This window comes from Paenibacillus sp. JT22N15, assembly GCF_059383755.1.
Genome location: NZ_JBXENV010000021.1, coordinates 37,935 through 53,466, shown reverse-complemented (window position 1 = coordinate 53,466; position 15,532 = coordinate 37,935). Strand labels below are relative to the sequence as shown.

Here is a 15,532-nt window from a genome sequence, read left to right as displayed (position 1 = left end):
GTGTTCGTTATTATATCAATGTACATTATAAATTTCGTCGTGTTAATAAAAAGCTTCATGAATACATTTCCGCAAAATTTGCAACAATGCAACAAGCCATGCATACAAACCATCAAGCGAAAGGAGCCTATAAAATGCCAGATGAAAAAGAACTTACAGCCGCCCAGAAAATGATCTTGATTTTGCACCAAAGCTGGTTCAATTAAATGATGATGTTTTATTTGGTGATGTGTGGGAGCGTAAGGAGCTTTCGCCTCGTGAACGCAGTTTAATTACTGTATCTTCTTTAATTACGGGAGGCAATACGCAACAATTAGGATTTCATCTTAACAAAGCAAAGGAAAACGGGCTATCGGAAGAAGAACTTAAAGAAGTCATTACACATCTTGCTTTTTACGCTGGATGGCCAAAGGCGATGTCTGCCATAATGGTGGCTAAAGAAGTCTTTTCGAAAGAGAAATAACGAAATGGATGATTCGCCCTACTCAACAACTAAATGAATGAGACGAGGAGCATAAAAAAAATGACCCAAGCAAAGGATTTAGCTGAAAGTGTCATCTTCCCGAAAGGTCAAAAAATCACGAATAACTATTTTATTGGAGGAGCTTGGCTCGAAATGCTAGTTCCTGCTGATTCTCCCCTCAATTGCCCGATTGGCAATGTAACGTTCGAACCAGGTGCAAGAAACAACTGGCATAAGCATGCAGGCGGACAAATTCTGCTTGTAACTGGCGGCACAGGCTACTACCAGGAAGAAGGCAAGCCAGCACAAGTCATTCGTGAAGGGGATGTCGTGGAGATTCCTTCGGATGTGAAGCATTGGCATGGAGCTACAGCGGATAGCTGGTTTGCACATATTGCGATAAGCACCAATATCCATATGGGCGAGACCGAATGGTTGGAACCCGTAACGGATGAGGCGTATGACCAATTATAATTACCGGCTGATTTCTAAAGCATATTGTCGGTAACCCGCTCAAGTTAATTCAGTAAGCCATCCTTTATATTCTTTATGCATGCTGAGCTTTTCACAAAAAAAAAGACGCACAAAGCGGTTACACGCTTGTACATCTTTTCTATTGCTAAGGTTATCTATGATAATCACAGCAACCTCTTCATGCCGCTTATTCGCCAGCTCATAACGGATGAATAACATACGTTCTCCCCTGCTCCGCCTGAAAATAATACTGCAGCGGCGTACGCTCCTCCACCTCCGGCATGCCCTCTTCGCCCTGCGGCTGAATCCGCAGCGCTGCACCTGCATACAGCACACATGGGCCGCTGCGGTGGGCAAACAGCTCTGCCGCTTGCAGCTTGCCATCACGCCAGGCGATGGCGACCTCGAAGCCGCCGCGGGCGCGGAGGCCGCTGACGCTGCCGGTTGGCCAAGCGTCCGGCAGCGCTGGCAGCAGATGCAGCCTGCCCGCATGCGACTGCACGAGCAGCTCGGCCATTCCAGCTGTTACGCCAAAGTTGCCGTCAATCTGAAAGGGCGGATGCGCATCGAACAAATTCGCATACACGCCGCCCCGCTCAAAATCCATCACCCCATCATCCGGGATAAGCGTGAGCATCCGCTTAATTAACGCATACGCCCGATTGCCATCTCCGAACCTCGCCCATAGATTGACCTTCCAGCCGAGGCTCCAGCCTGTACCCCCGTCGCCCCGCCGATCCAAGGCGATGCGGGCGGCTTCATAAAGCTCCGGCGTACTTTCCGCTGACCAGCCATCACCCGGATAGACCGCATATAGATGCGATACGTGACGATGGAAACGATCCTCGTCCTCGTAGTCTTGGGACCACTCTTGCAGTTGGCCATGCTTGCCAATGCTTGCCGGGAGCAGCTTAGGCAGAGCAGCTTCTAATTGCTGCAAAAAGTGCCCTTCCTCTACGGATTCATATTCCGATTCCACATCCGGTTCCCATTCCCGTTTCCGTTCCTGTTCCTGCTCCTGCCCCTGTTCCGATTCCGATTCCGATTCATAGCAGCTTGCTCTTTCGACTGCCGCAGAAGCACAAATTTGCTCATGGGCCGCCAAACAATGCTCAAACAGCTCGCGAATGAGGCTCATATCCATCGTTGAAGCAACACTCAGTGCTGGCGTTCGTCCGTCCTCCAGCCGGAAGCGGTGCTCCGGCGAGGTGGAGGGGGAAGTGACGAGCATGCCCTGCTCGTTTTCGACCAGCCAATCCAAATAAAACTGGGCCGCGCCCTTCATAACGGGGTAAGCTCGCTGCGCTAAGTAGCCGATATCCCCGCCAAAGCGATAATGCTCCCATAAATGCTGGCAGAGCCAAGCGGCACTCATCGGCCAGTTCGCCCATAACGGATTGCCATGCCCGTAATCGCCTGGAGGCGCGGATTGCCGCCATATATCCGAATTATGATGGGCGGTCCAGCCCCGGGAGCCATAATTAACCGCTGCGGTTGCCTGCCCCGTTACGGACAAATCGGCAATAAAGTCAAGCAGCGGCTCATGGCATTCGGCCAAATGGCACAGCTCCGCAGGCCAATAATTCATTTGCGTATTAATATTGAGCGTATAATTGCTGCTCCAGATCGGCCGGGCATCCTGATTCCATATGCCTTGCAAATTCGTCGGCTGCGTGCCTGATCTGGAGCTTGCGATCATTAAATAACGTCCGTAATGAAACAGCAGCTCTACGAGATGGGGGTCAGTTGCGCCATATTCGGCGATTCTTTGATCCGTCGGAAAGTCTTCGGGCAAGCTGGAGCCTTCTAGCTGAAAAGCAACTCTGCCAAATAATGCTCGGTGATCGTCACCATGCGCACGAAGCAGCGTTTCGAATGGCTTCTCCGCAGCCGCTGTCAAATAGGCGCCCGCCGTCAGCTCAGCATCTTTGCCCTCTGTCCCTGGGCAGCGGTCATAGCCATTAAAGCTGGTTGCCGCTGAGACATACAGCGTCGCCGTTGTCGCCCCTTCCACATGAAGCCCATCCGCATCCGCCGACCACGAGCCCCCAGCGGCTCGAATGCCTAGGAGCGCGGCAAAACGCATAGCCTTCGTCGTATCCGGCTGCCCGTACCGAATCGGCTCATCCGTCTCATAATAATTCGGATAAACCTGCTCCGGACAATAACCGGTAAGCAGCAAACCGTCACGTACAGAAGCGGAGCGGCTGCGCAGCGGACTGCTGAGACTTGCCTTGAAGCTCAGCTTCCCAGGCTCGCTTGCGGTCAGGTGGATAACGATTACCTGATCGGGATGCGAAGCGAATACTTCCCGTGTATAAACAACCTTGCCAATTCGATATATCGTTCTCGCGATACCGTTTGCCATATCCAGCTCGCGCCTATATTCTTCCGTCAATTGCCCGTGATAAAAGCGAAGCTGAATATCGCCTAGCGGCATATAGCTTTGCGTATAAGGCCCCATCGTCGAAGCTTTGCTTATTCGCTCAGCCTCCTCGTAATCGCCCTCTTTGATGCAGCGGCGTATGTCCGCCCAAGCCGCCAGCGCTAACGGATTATTCCAATCCTGCGGGCTGCCCGACCAAAGCGTATCCTCATTCAGCTGAATGCGCTCCGCATCAACACCGCCAAAAACCATGCCGCCAAGCCGCCCGTTCCCGACGGGAAGCGCCTCCGTCCAAATGCTTGCCGGCTTGTCATACGTCAGCTTCATGCTGCTCCCCTCCCCATCCGGCCCCAATATGAAGCCTGAAAGCTTGCTAAACAATACCGAATTCATCCTTTATATCCTGAATGCGTACAAGCTGGCCGCCGCCGCTTGCGCTGCGTTCCATTGCTGCCATCAGGGCAAGCGTGTGTATCGCCTCTGAAGCATCTGGAAGCGGAAGCTCGCCGCTGTCTAAACAATCCGCAAAATATTCAATATAGTTTTGGTACTCGCCTGCATGATGGCTTTTGCCTTCAAAGCGGAAGTAGTAGTCATGCTTGTCTTCAAACGAATAAGAGGCTGTGCCTTGCTCAGCAAAATGCGTATGGTAGCTTAAGTTCGGATATTCCGCACGCGAAATGCCATTCGTACCGCGCAGCACGCAGCTTATAGATGGCTCGACCGCCTGCCCTAGAGTCGGCATTGTATAATTGCCGGAAATTTGCGCCATTCGTCCCTGCCCATCCCGCAGCAGAAAACGCATTGAGTCCCAAGTATCGACGGTGCCGTTGCCGCTTTCGCCGCTAGCATCTATGCTGCGGCCGAAGCCCACAACCTCCGTTACGCCGGGCAAATACCAGCGAACGAGGTCAACAGCGTGGATCATAAAGCCGTACATCCAGCTAAAGCCTTTTTGACGGCTCCAATCTTTTTCAAGAAACCAGCGTCCGTCGGTTATATATTGCGCCTCCACCATTTGGAGTGCGCCATGCCGCTCCTGCTCGTAATCGCTGCGCTGATGAAGCATCGGCTCGAAAAATCGCGAGCTTTGCCCTACAAATAAACGCTTGTCTGTCCCTTTCATGATGGCCAGCAGCTCCTGCGCGCCCTCCAAGGAAGGCAGCAGCGGCTTCGTGCAGATGATATGCTTGCCCGCCTCCAGTGCTTGGCGGATATGCGTCAAATGCAGCTGGTCTGGCGTATATATCGCAATGACGTCAATTAAGGGGTTTTCCAATAAATCGCTATATTTGGTTGTCCAGCCATGAAAGCCGAATTCCTCCGCCCGCTGCTGGCAAAGCTCCTCATTTAAATCACATACCGCCACCAGCTCATACCGCTCGCTCGCCAGCGCCGCCGACATAATGCTGCGTCCTTCCCCAAGCCCAATTACACCTAACCGATAACGCTGTTTAGTCATCTCATTCACGCATCCTTTGCTTTTTGTAAAATGGTAAAAGGCTGCTGATGGCGTGTACGCTGCAGCTCCCGCTTCTTCTCAAGTATAGCGAAGCGCCTTGCAGCTTACTTGTCTGGACAAGGACGTTTATTTGCGATTTTGTTCAAAAATCGGCCTGCCTCCTCCCTTTAGCCTGAGCCAACCCTTCTGCCCCACGCTTTATGAACAAGATTGCAAACCAGCCTGCCTTTTTAGCAAAGAAAGCGTTTCCTCCGCCATGTTAAAATGGAGCCAGCAAAAAATCCGACATCCAAGTAAAGGAGAATTGGGCTCATGAAATTCGGCATGCAAGGAACGGTCATCGGCTGGCAGGACCCTTGGGCGCAGACGGCTTCAGAGCTTTATATGCGCACGGGAACAGGACAAATCTATCCTTCACAGGACCCTCCACCAGGAAGGCAGGCTTTTATGGAGCAGCTTAAGCAGCTGCAGGCCGATTTTTACGTGCATCATGTGTTTCCCGGCCTTGAGGGCCAGCAGGAGCTGCTCGCTGACATGCTCGCCTATGGAATGGAGCTTTGCCTCGGCAATGAGTATGGCAACATTAACGGCCCGTGGGAAGAGGGAACGAACCGCTACGATATTCCAGACGACCAAATCCGGCTGGCAGCGGCAAGCGGACTGCTCATTGGGCTGCTCTACGATGAGCCTGAGCATTTGCAGATCAATGCGGCGCAGTATCGCAAGGATGGCTGGTTTCCGCATTGGAGCAGCCCAGCAGGGGAGCAGGAAAAAGTCGCTGCTTTGCGGGAAGCCTTGACCGCTGCGGTTGCGAAGCGCGATGCCCATGTCCGCTCTATTGTGAGCAAGGTACAAGTGCCAAGCCCCTCACCTGTCACTTCTAATGTGCCGCTCATTTCCGAGCAGGTATTTCCCGTGCTGTTCCACGCCCAGGCGCGGGGAGGGATGGCCCTTTGCCCCAAAATAATGAAGGAGTCGTTCCAATCGCTCCAACTCGCCACGGCGCTAGGTGCAGCCAAACAATACCATCGCCCGTTGTGGCTGTGCGCCGATTTATGGGGACCAGATGCCGGCGAATGGCCGATCCGCACGCCGGGCTTTCCTGGCCATTCGCCGGAGGAGTTTGCTTCCGCTCTCCAAATGGGCTATTTAATGAGTCCTACCCATTTATTTGTTGAAAATGTTGATGCGCTGATGCGATTCGACGGACACAGCTTTCAGCAAACTGCGTTTGGAGACGTCTGGCAGCAGTTCAGGCAGGAATTTGTCCCTGCCCACCCGCTGTCCTACAGCCACATGGATGCCAGTGCCGACATTGCCTTCATTCACTCCGACGACAGCAACTATGGCCAAAATGAGCGACCCTTCGGCAGCTTGGCTGCTGCCATGCCGCAGGAAAGCCAGAGCATTTTTCACGTATGGCATTTGCTCAGCCATCGCACCATTCCGGCACATGGCAGCTGTATGCACATTCCCGGCTATACGTTCCCGCGCCATCGCTTGAAGGCTGCTATCGCTGAAGAGCAATTCCCGCTATGGGAGGGTGCGCCGCTTCCACCAGCACCAGCAGCAGCCGCAACCGCAACCGCTGCAAACAGGGATGGAACCGCTGCGGTTCATCCATTATTTTTCCCGCTGAACAATGTGCTCGTTTACGATGAATTCGCGGCCGAGCCGCAGCTTGCCGGCGCCAAGCTCATTATTGCGGCCGGAAGCTCGCTGTCATCCGGCACGCTTCGCGCCATGAGGCGGCGCGCCGAGCTCGCAGGCGCGGTCGTCCTTGTCGCGTTGTGGCTGCTGCCCGAAGCGTGGAAGCAGCGCTGCACCTTCCCCGGCGGCGGCGCTTGGCTGCCGACGGCTGACTTTCTCAGCGACGAAACGGCGGAGCTCGCCCGCCCGTTTCTCGGACGGCCCGATTGCTGGGTTCAGCGCTTCGGGAATAAGGAGGTTCATTTTCACAAAGGGGATCACGGCGGATTTACACTGGATTTCGAGCTTAATGGGTAGCGCAAAGCAGCTTGAAAGCATGCTGTGAATGGGATTTGCTATTGAGAAGCGGGGCTGTTTTGACTATAATAAACGGTAATTCAATGAAAAGGAGGTCGGTATGGATGGCAATTAGAGATTGCCGGATTGGCACAGCCCACTGCAGAGCTGGTTTTGGAAGCGATACTTTGCATGGGCGCACTCATAACGGATACGTTATCGCCTAGCCACGCTTATGTCGTTTCTAATACTTGGCTTTGCACCTTATTTACTGCATGATCAAAACAAATAAGGGGCTGAACCTAAATGAGTAAACCATTTATTAGAAACCATCAATATAATGTGATTAAAAAACAAGCCGGCATTTTGCAGCATGCGCTTGGCACAGTTGCCGACCGTAAAATTTTGGAGTCCGTTAAATATACGACCGAATCTAAAATTATGGAAATGTTCCCGGACGCAGCCGCCGAGCAGAAGCAAATGCTTGAAGCCGTCTCGACGCTGCGGACGAAAGAGGATTTTGCCAAGTATTTGCGGGAATTGGAAGGCTATTTAACGGAGTTTCCGACCATTACGGCCAAGCAAATCCAGAAGCTTTTTCCGAAAAATAAAAAGCTCAAGCTGCCCGATCTAGCCGCTATCGACTATCGCTATGTCACTTATTTAAGCTGGATCGATATCGCGAGCAACAAGCTGTTTATCGTTTATCCGGTAAATGGTCAGTTCGTCGGCGTCGAAGGACGCTACAACCCGACGAACAAGAAAAACTATTGCTTTGTGTGCAATCGGTTTGAGGAGCTTGCTTTATTTTCAGCCATAACGAAAAAAAGGCCTGCAGGCGCATCCCCCGACTACTACAAAGCTGTTGGTAACTACATGTGCGCCAAAAGCCATGACTGCAACAACAATATTACCGATACGACCGCACTTGAAAAATTTATTGAGGCGGTAGTTGGGTAAATAGCGGAATGGTGCTGCGCTGTTTGACATGAACACAGCAGACAGTGTCCGGCCATGTAACGGCTTCAAAGCGCGTACCGATACTCAATCGGTACGCGCTTTTTGTATGAAAGCGGAATTGCAAGGGCCGCTGACGGTGAATACCTATGCAGGCATCTTGTCAGCGGCCGATGTGATTATTTTAAAAACAGTTCAATGACCGGAACGGTGACGTTCGGTTTTTTCACTGGCAGCTCCAATGTAAGCGTATCGGCAGCCCGCCCTTCGTTAAAGGCGCCCGCCTCCATCGTCATTTCCTGCTCGCCCTGGACCATCCGGATTTCCGAAGCATCATGGAGCAGCTGGGCATAGGCAATTTTGCCCGAGAAGCCGTATAGGTGCAAATGCTTGAACGGCCAGCTGAAAATATGCAAATACAGCCGATTCGTCGATGGGTTATACGTAAAACGGCAATCCTGCGGACAAGCATATTCCTCCGGCGCTGCCGTACAGCCATAGATGGAACGGTTGTGCCGCCGCATCCAGGCGCCAATTCCCTTCAAGCGCTCCACCGCGCGTTCATCGAATTCGCCTCGCCCTGTCGGCCCGACATTCAGCAGCAAATTGCCGCCTTTGCTTACCGTATCAATCATCATTTGCACGAGCATATCGGTGCTTTTCCACGATTCCTCGTCGCGGTAATAGCCCCATGAGCCGCTGAACGTATGGCATGCTTCCCAGACGACACGCTGCCCATTCACTTTAATCCACTCCCGCGGCTGATATTGCTCCGGCGTCGTAATATCTCCCGCTATTTGCAGGCGGTCATTGAGCATAACATTCGGCTGCAGCTCACGAATCATGCGGACTAGCCGCTCGCTTTGCCATGCCTCCTTGCCTTTGCCCTCAAAGCCCGCTTCGGCGGCAATGGAGAAGTCGTAGAACAGCACATCGATGTTGCCATATTCGCTGAGCAGCTCCCTCGTCTGGCCGAACAGAAACTCAACATATTTGGCAAAATCCCGCTCCTTGCTTTGCTCCAGAAACGCCTCATTATAGCGCAGCGGATGCTTCACATCGACCGTATAATGCGGATGATGCCAGTCGAGCAGCGAATAATACAAGCCCGTGCGAATATCACGCTCGCGAAAAGCATCCAGCATCGGCCGCAGCAAATCCCGCTTGGCCGGACTGTTCACGGCATTATAAGCCGTCAGCTTCGAGTCCCACAGGCAGAAACCTTCATGATGCTTGGCGGTGACGACCATATATTTCATGCCCGCTTCCGCGGCAAGCTCAGCCCATAGCTCCGGATCATATAAATCCGGATCAAAATGCTTGAAATATTTTTCATATTGCTCATTGCTGAGAAACTCTCTGGACCGCATCCACTCATGCCTCGCGCCAAGCGAATACAGCCCCCAATGGATGTACATGCCGAAGCGGTCATGGGTAAACCACTTTGCGCGCTGTGCGCTGTCAAGCTCTGTTTGTGAAGGCACACCCCCGCTTGCTTGTATTCCTTCTATGTTCTCCGTTCCCTTCGCCATCTTCTTACGCTCCTCCCTTAGCCGCTTATATGCCTTGTTCGCAAGCCCTGCTTGCTGTTTCTTCTTTTATCTAGCCGCTACATCGCCTGCTTCGCCACTCTGCGGAATTCCCGCGGCGAAACCTCGCTGTATTGCTTGAAATGCTTGTTGAAATAATGAATGGAATTGTAGCCGCACTCAAAGGCAATGTCCGTAATCGACTTGCTCGTCGTCTTCAGCAGATGCATCGCAATTTGCAGGCGCAGCCGATGAATAAATTGATTAGGCGTCACGCCGACCGCCTGCTTGAAATGAGTATAAAAATACGTTTTCCCCCGGCCATACAATTCTATTAAATCCCTGACATCGATGTCCTCTGTAATGTGGCGCAAAATATGCTCCACCGCCGATACGACGCCTTCGTCCACCTCAGCCCGCTCGCCTTCCCCAGCCGAGCAGGCAACCGCATAGCGAAACACATGAACCAAAATATCGATAAACCGCATCAATTGGGCGGCCTCCCAGCCCGGCTCCTTCCTCACCTGCTCCTCATAGGCGGCCTTGGCAGCAGCCTGAATGCCCTTGGCATAGGCAGAACTGGCCGGAATAAGCGGACAAGCCCCCTCGGTATAGAACGGGTACAGCAGGCGATAGCCATTTGGAATCATTCGGACGATGGATGGCGAGAACAGCACCATAATCCATTCAATCGGCTTGTCTGCCTCCTGCGCCAAATTATAGTGCGGGGCATAGGGCCGAAACAGAAACACGTCCCCGGCATCACCCGTGTATTCCCGATCCAAAAGCTGAAAGCGGGACTTGTTATGCAGCAGCACATTTATTTCGAGAAAATCATGCATATGCAGCTCATGCTCTACGACACTATCGATGCGGTGCTCGATTTTCAGCTCCCTTTCCAGCTTCAGATCATGGAAAAACATAGCTCCCCCTCCTTCAGCCTCTCTTAGCCTGCTTGCCTTTTCAATCTGTCAACCGAGCCATGGCACAGCCTATATCAGCCTTTTACCGAGCCGGAGGTCATGCCGGAAATGATATATTTTTGACCGAGCAAATAGATGATGATGACCGGCAAAGTTGTCAGCACAATATCAGCGGAAACGAGGTTCCAATTCACCGAAAAACGACCGAAGAAATTATAAACGGCAAGCGTCATCGGCCACATATTCGAGTCATTCAAATAATAGAGCGGCAGTACAAAATCATTCCACGCGCCCATAAAATTCAAGATGCCGACCGTAACAATAACGGGCGTCAGCAGCGGAGCTACGATGGAGTAAAACAGGCGCAGCGGCGAGCAGCCATCAACAATGCCCGCTTCATCCAGCTCTCTTGGCACCGAGCCAACGAAGCCATAAATAAGAAAAACGCTGAAGGGAATCGACATGACGGCAAGCAAAATGACCATGCCAAGCTGCGTATTAATCAAATGGGTGAACTGCATCACCTTCGTCAATGTCACAAAATTAATCGGCATCGCAATGCCCAAAATAACGAAGAAATACATAAACCGGTTCAACCGCGACTGATTGCGGGCAAAAATATAAGCGGCAATTGCAGCGAGCGCGATGCCCAGCACCGTTGAACCGACCGCATACAGCAGGCTGTTCAAAAAAGATTGCAGCAGCTTGCCCTGCTCCACTACGATGGCGTAATTGCTCCAATGCAGCGCCTTCGGCAGCGCAATGCTCATGGAGCTTGCCCCCATCTGATCTTTCAGCGAATTGACAATGATTAAATACAGCGGTAAAAAAGTAACCAGGCTGAGCAGCCAAGCGATGCCGTTGCGCGCCAGCTTTTGAATGAACTTCGGGGTCATTGGTCACGCCCCTCCTCTCTGGCCATCAAGCGGATGACAAAATAACCGACAATCGTCATGAATAGAAAGAGCAGCGAGGACAGCGCGGTGCCAACCCCATAACGGCCCATCGAAAATTCTTTGAAAATCGCTGTATAAAGCACATCTGTTGCATAGCCCGGCCCGCCGTTCGTCAAAACGTAAACCGCCTCGAATACTTTCAGGCCATGCAGCAAGTTCAGCACTGTCGTCACGACAAGCGCCGGCATGAGCAGCGGAAGTGTCACATACTTGAATTTATGCCAGCTGTTCGCCCCGTCGATTTCAGCTGCTTCATAATAGCTTCGCGATATCGACTGCAAGCCCGCCAGCAAAATAATCATAATGTAGCCAGCGCCCTTCCACGTATCAACGCCAATAATCGATTTGAACGCCCAATTGGCGTCAACGAGCCATTTTTGCGCCATAAAATCCAGCCCCAGCCATCTGAGCGCTTCATTCAGCAGCCCCGTCGCCGGATTCAAAATCGACTTAAAGATCAGGCCGACGACGAGCATCGGCACGATCGATGGCATAAAAATCATGACCCGATGAAAGCCTTTAAGCTTGATGCCTTCATTCAGGATAAGGGCGAACAGCAGGCCAATAGCCGTTTTTAAAATAACGGTCGATGCGGTAAAATTCAACGTATTGATAATGTAGCTGACATAATTTTCACCGGACGAAAACAGCGTCTTGAAATTGTCCAATCCGATGAAGGTAATCGTATCCGAATAGCTGTTCCAATCCGTCAGCGAATAATAGAAGCCCATCAGCCCTGGTACGACGAAAAAGATAAAATAAACGCCGACTGTGCCCACAGCAAAGTAAAACGGATAAATTTTATTTCTCATGCAGCATTCATCCCCACTCACTCGTTTGTCGTCTATAGCGGTGGCAGCCGCCTCCTATTTAGCCCATGCCGGATCTTTCGCCACAACCGCCATATCGGCACGGCGCTTGTCGATGCTTTTCAGCACATCCTCCGGCTGTATCGCGTTGCCCAGCATCGCAACCAAATCTTTGCCCATATCCATCCACTGCGGGTTGACATAGTTCACGTAATCCTGAATATCCGTACCTTTTTTCGTATACGTCGCCATCAGCTTCTTCTGCTCTTCATTGTATTTGTCTTTCAGCCCTGGGAAGTTCAGATTGGAAATCGTCGAATCATTGTCAAGCATATACTGCAAGTTTTCCGGCTGCGCCAAATACGCGAGGTACTGCTTCGCTTCTTCAATATGCTTCGATCCGGAATAAATAAATTTGCTTGGGCCGCCTGGATTAATGTAATAAATTTGATTGTCCGCGAGCGGAATGACAAAATAACCGAATTGATCCGCTTTGACAGTAGGGTCTGCCTTCTCGATATCGTTGACGATGCTTTGGGCCGCAAGGGTCATTGCATATTTGCCGCTGGCCATCTTCACAGCCGAATCCGCCCCTGTATCGGAAAAAGCATTGTCGCCCATAAAACCAAGGTCATACATTTCCTTAAACTGTGTTAGAGCCAGCTTCATCGTCGGATCGTCCACAAACTTCTTCTTATTCGCGTTCAAATCATCGTATAAGCCCGGCGTTACTTCATCGTAGCGCGGTCCCGGCTCGGCGAACCACAGGACATGATGCCAGCCGTCAGCAATCGGCTCATACAGCGGTGTAATGCCGGCATCCATCAGCTTCTGGGACAGCGCCTTGAACTCCTCGTATGTTTTTGGAATGGAAAGGCCATGCGCTTCAAAAATCTTTTTATTGTACGCAATAACGAAGCTGCTTCCCGTATCCCAAATCGTCTGGGCGTAAACTTTGCCGTTCAGCGTCAACTGCTCAATGCTGAGCGGGTCCTCGCGCTTCACCCATTCTTCCCCGCTCAAATCAACGGCATTTTTCTCGACGTTATAGTTGAGGCTGATTTCGCTTTTGCCGCTTTGCCCGCCAAACAGGTCGGTCGCCTCGCCAGCGTTCAGCTTTGTTTTGAGCACATTGAAATATTGATCGGAAGGAACAATTTGATAATCGATTCGAATGCCGGTCTCGGCTTCAAATTTTTTGGCGAGCTGCATTTCCGCATCCTTTATCCAGCCTTGGCTGGCCAAGTAGGTAAGCGTAATATTTTGCTTCGTCCCTCCCGTATTGCCTGTGCCGCTGTTCGCGCTGCCTGCCGGGGATGATGCATTTCCGCCAGAGCCCGAATTGCCGCCCCCACAGCCCGCAACTATAATCGCAACCAAAGCAATAACCGTTAACAGCCACATCGATTTTTTCATCATATCGCTCCCCTTTAATGTTGAATGCTCAGCTGTATGCGTTTTCATTTCCTGCTTCCTCATTATAGATTTCCGATTTTTGATGTGCCATGGATAAAACAGGGGCGTTTTATGCACTTATTTTACCACTCGCCAAATAATTATGAAGCGCTTACAAAAAGTCTTTGACAAAATGCCCGCCTAGCAGCAAAATGAAAGCAACAACGGTGCGCGTGAACGGCTGGAGGTAGTGATGCTTACTAAATTCAAAACGATTCAAGCTGTTCTGTTCTCCACCTACTCTCTTATTATTTTCATCGTGTTTACCGTGCTAGTCGTATGGCTTTGCCTTTGGTCCTCTAATCTGCTCAAGCAAAATGCAACCGATTCGCTTGCCAGCATGGGCCGCTCGATGCAAGAGCATATCGATTCGGAAATTCAAAAAATGAATGATGTTTCGCTCAATGTCATGTACTCCAATTTGGTCAAAAATCATTTCAAGCGTTACACCTCAGAGCTGCCCGATCAAACACAGACGGGAGATGGTAGTGATACGGATACCGATAGGGAGAGCGATAAACAAAAGTTAGGCCTTTCCGGCGGCATGGGCAGCGGATCGTTTCCGAGCGTCTCTAAAAGCCAATCAGTTGAAAATGCCAAGGCGCTGGCTGAAATTTTGACTGCGGCTATTGGCCCTTCGCGCCCGGTGGAGCAGCTGTATTTGTATGATTTTAAAAACAAAATGTATGGCAATGGCTTTGACAATGGCGAACGCACCTACGATCCGGCGACCAAGCCTTGGTTTAAAGCGGTTGTAGCGATGCAAAATGGCAAAATCATTTCGCTGCCCGTACCCGATGAGGAAATGTCCCGTTATATTTCATCTAGCGACATGCAATATTCAGTCTCGCTGTTCCGCCAGTTTTATGACAATTACAATGATCCAACCGGCATTGTTGAAGTGAAGCAATATTACAATCGAATTTTCAGCAGCATCCTTGCTTTTACGGGGGAAAATCCTTACGGTGCGCAGGTACTCGTATACAATGACAATGGCGATATCATTTATCCCCTGCAGGCGGATAAGCAGCACTACGCGGCTTACACCAGCTTGACGGCAGGCAAAACCAATTCGCAGACGCAGGGCAAGGGCAGTTATTTGTCCTTCGTTAATCCCAATACGGGGGCAAAGGAGCTATTGTCGCTGCACCGCTCGGAGCTGACTGGCTGGAATACGCTCATTATCGTGTCCGAGAGCAAGCTGCTCGTCCCTGTATTCGCTTTCGCCAAGCAGACTGTCCTCGTCGCCTTTGTCATTTTGTTGTTTGCGATCATGCTTTCCTATGCGGCATCCAAACGGATTACGTATCCGATCTTGAAAATCCACCGTTCGATCCGCGGCATGCGGCTGGAGGATCTAGGAACCGGCAGAGTAGCCGCCCAGACGCTCGGCAGCGGGCTCAATGAACTGGACCAGCTGCATGTTTCCTTTGTGCGCATGAGCTCGCGGCTGAAGGAATCGATGGACGATTTGCTGCTGTCCCAGTCGCAGGAAATGCAGGCGAAGCTCGTTGCGCTGCAATCCCAGATGAACCCCCATTTCCTGTATAACACGCTCGCGACCATTCATGCGATGGCCGAAGAAAATATGAATGAGCAAATTGTTGCTATGACTGAAAACATGTCCGATTTTCTGCGCTATTTCTCCACAGATGCAGCCATTGTGAGCTTGCAGGATGAGCTGCTGCATACAGGCAAGTTTCTGGATATTAACCAAATTCGCTTCGGCCAGAAGCTTCACTATGAAATGGAGGTGGACGAGCGCATGCGGGAGCTGCGCATCCCTAAGCTGGTCGTGCAGCCGCTTGTTGAAAATGCGCTGAAGTTCGGGACGCAGCATGAGCCGCCATGGCAAATTCGCATTTCTGGCAAAATCGAAGGCGAGGATTGGCACCTGGAGGTGGCAGATAACGGCCCTGGCTTTTCGGAAGAAAGCTTGGCGCATTTATTTGCGCGTATTCGCGAGGTTGATGAGACGCATGTCGTGCCCGTGCTCAAGCTGGGCGGCATGGGGCTGCTGAACATTTATATTCGAATGAAGCTCACATATGGAGATGCAGCTGTATTTCAGATTCACAATCGCCCCGAAGGCGGGGCGGCTATTAGAATCGGCGGCAAACTATAGCTAGGCA

Annotated in this window: 13 protein-coding genes; 6 read left to right on the top strand and 7 right to left on the bottom strand. The window is 51.4% G+C overall.

Going from position 1 to position 15,532, the window contains the following annotated elements:
• Positions 1 to 193 precede the first annotated feature (193 nt).
• Entirely contained in the window at positions 194 to 463 is a 270-nt protein-coding gene (locus tag AC50X8_RS29590) for a carboxymuconolactone decarboxylase family protein (protein WP_494883173.1), read from the top strand.
• 60 nt (positions 464 to 523) lie between these two features.
• Positions 524 to 937, top strand: a complete 414-nt coding sequence (locus AC50X8_RS29585; protein WP_494883139.1) for a cupin domain-containing protein — start codon at positions 524 to 526, stop codon at positions 935 to 937.
• Positions 938 to 1,136: 199 nt separating this feature from the next.
• On the opposite strand, the gene AC50X8_RS29580 is transcribed toward AC50X8_RS29585, so the two are convergent.
• Positions 1,137 to 3,716, bottom strand: coding sequence for a glycoside hydrolase family 95 protein (locus AC50X8_RS29580; protein WP_494883137.1), 2,580 nt, complete (start codon positions 3,714 to 3,716; stop codon positions 1,137 to 1,139).
• Positions 3,697 to 4,785, bottom strand: a complete 1,089-nt coding sequence (locus AC50X8_RS29575; RefSeq protein WP_494883135.1) for a Gfo/Idh/MocA family protein — start codon at positions 4,783 to 4,785, stop codon at positions 3,697 to 3,699. The genes AC50X8_RS29580 and AC50X8_RS29575 overlap by 20 nt, the downstream gene beginning before the upstream one ends.
• Before the next feature lie 312 nt (positions 4,786 to 5,097).
• On the opposite strand from AC50X8_RS29575, the gene AC50X8_RS29570 reads away from it, so the two are divergent.
• From AC50X8_RS29570 to AC50X8_RS29560, 3 genes are all read left to right on the top strand, one after another.
• Positions 5,098 to 6,792 (top strand): hypothetical protein, encoded by a 1,695-nt coding sequence (locus AC50X8_RS29570; protein ID WP_494883133.1) that lies wholly within the window; start codon positions 5,098 to 5,100, stop codon positions 6,790 to 6,792.
• 285 nt (positions 6,793 to 7,077) lie between these two features.
• Positions 7,078 to 7,731, top strand: coding sequence for a FusB/FusC family EF-G-binding protein (locus tag AC50X8_RS29565; protein WP_494865603.1), 654 nt, complete (start codon positions 7,078 to 7,080; stop codon positions 7,729 to 7,731).
• Positions 7,732 to 7,759: 28 nt separating this feature from the next.
• Positions 7,760 to 7,930, top strand: coding sequence for a hypothetical protein (locus AC50X8_RS29560; RefSeq protein WP_494883131.1), 171 nt, complete (start codon positions 7,760 to 7,762; stop codon positions 7,928 to 7,930).
• On the opposite strand, the gene AC50X8_RS29555 is transcribed toward AC50X8_RS29560, so the two are convergent.
• From AC50X8_RS29555 to AC50X8_RS29535, 5 genes are all read right to left on the bottom strand, one after another.
• Entirely contained in the window at positions 7,908 to 9,260 is a 1,353-nt protein-coding gene (locus tag AC50X8_RS29555) for an alpha-L-fucosidase (protein ID WP_494883129.1), read from the bottom strand. The two genes, AC50X8_RS29560 and AC50X8_RS29555, sit on opposite strands and share 23 nt — an antisense overlap.
• A gap of 77 nt (positions 9,261 to 9,337) precedes the next feature.
• Positions 9,338 to 10,180 carry an AraC family transcriptional regulator gene (locus AC50X8_RS29550; protein WP_494865609.1) on the bottom strand — a complete coding sequence of 281 codons (843 nt, stop codon included), beginning with the start codon at positions 10,178 to 10,180 and terminating at the stop codon, positions 9,338 to 9,340.
• Between the two features lie 74 nt (positions 10,181 to 10,254).
• Positions 10,255 to 11,076, bottom strand: a complete 822-nt coding sequence (locus AC50X8_RS29545) for a carbohydrate ABC transporter permease (RefSeq protein WP_056040001.1) — start codon at positions 11,074 to 11,076, stop codon at positions 10,255 to 10,257.
• Positions 11,073 to 11,948 carry a carbohydrate ABC transporter permease gene (locus AC50X8_RS29540; protein ID WP_056039999.1) on the bottom strand — a complete coding sequence of 292 codons (876 nt, stop codon included), beginning with the start codon at positions 11,946 to 11,948 and terminating at the stop codon, positions 11,073 to 11,075. The genes AC50X8_RS29545 and AC50X8_RS29540 overlap by 4 nt, the downstream gene beginning before the upstream one ends.
• A 54-nt stretch (positions 11,949 to 12,002) precedes the next feature.
• Complete coding sequence (locus AC50X8_RS29535) at positions 12,003 to 13,409, bottom strand: ABC transporter substrate-binding protein (RefSeq protein WP_494883127.1); 1,407 nt, start codon at positions 13,407 to 13,409, stop codon at positions 12,003 to 12,005.
• 184 nt (positions 13,410 to 13,593) lie between these two features.
• Between AC50X8_RS29535 and AC50X8_RS29530 the strand changes: the two genes are divergently transcribed.
• Entirely contained in the window at positions 13,594 to 15,525 is a 1,932-nt protein-coding gene (locus AC50X8_RS29530; protein ID WP_494865616.1) for a cache domain-containing sensor histidine kinase, read from the top strand.
• Positions 15,526 to 15,532: the final 7 nt, after the last annotated feature.

Coding starts and splice junctions, on each gene's coding strand:
- AC50X8_RS29570 (WP_494883133.1), top strand. CDS start 5,098: ATGAAATTCGGCATGCAAGGAACGGTCATCGGCTGGCAGGACCCTTGG.
- AC50X8_RS29585 (WP_494883139.1), top strand. CDS start 524: ATGACCCAAGCAAAGGATTTAGCTGAAAGTGTCATCTTCCCGAAAGGT.
- AC50X8_RS29535 (WP_494883127.1), bottom strand. CDS start 13,409: ATGAAAACGCATACAGCTGAGCATTCAACATTAAAGGGGAGCGATATG.
- AC50X8_RS29575 (WP_494883135.1), bottom strand. CDS start 4,785: ATGACTAAACAGCGTTATCGGTTAGGTGTAATTGGGCTTGGGGAAGGA.
- AC50X8_RS29560 (WP_494883131.1), top strand. CDS start 7,760: ATGAACACAGCAGACAGTGTCCGGCCATGTAACGGCTTCAAAGCGCGT.
- AC50X8_RS29565 (WP_494865603.1), top strand. CDS start 7,078: ATGAGTAAACCATTTATTAGAAACCATCAATATAATGTGATTAAAAAA.
- AC50X8_RS29545 (WP_056040001.1), bottom strand. CDS start 11,076: ATGACCCCGAAGTTCATTCAAAAGCTGGCGCGCAACGGCATCGCTTGG.
- AC50X8_RS29530 (WP_494865616.1), top strand. CDS start 13,594: ATGCTTACTAAATTCAAAACGATTCAAGCTGTTCTGTTCTCCACCTAC.
- AC50X8_RS29550 (WP_494865609.1), bottom strand. CDS start 10,180: ATGTTTTTCCATGATCTGAAGCTGGAAAGGGAGCTGAAAATCGAGCAC.
- AC50X8_RS29540 (WP_056039999.1), bottom strand. CDS start 11,948: ATGAGAAATAAAATTTATCCGTTTTACTTTGCTGTGGGCACAGTCGGC.
- AC50X8_RS29555 (WP_494883129.1), bottom strand. CDS start 9,260: ATGGCGAAGGGAACGGAGAACATAGAAGGAATACAAGCAAGCGGGGGT.
- AC50X8_RS29580 (WP_494883137.1), bottom strand. CDS start 3,716: ATGAATTCGGTATTGTTTAGCAAGCTTTCAGGCTTCATATTGGGGCCG.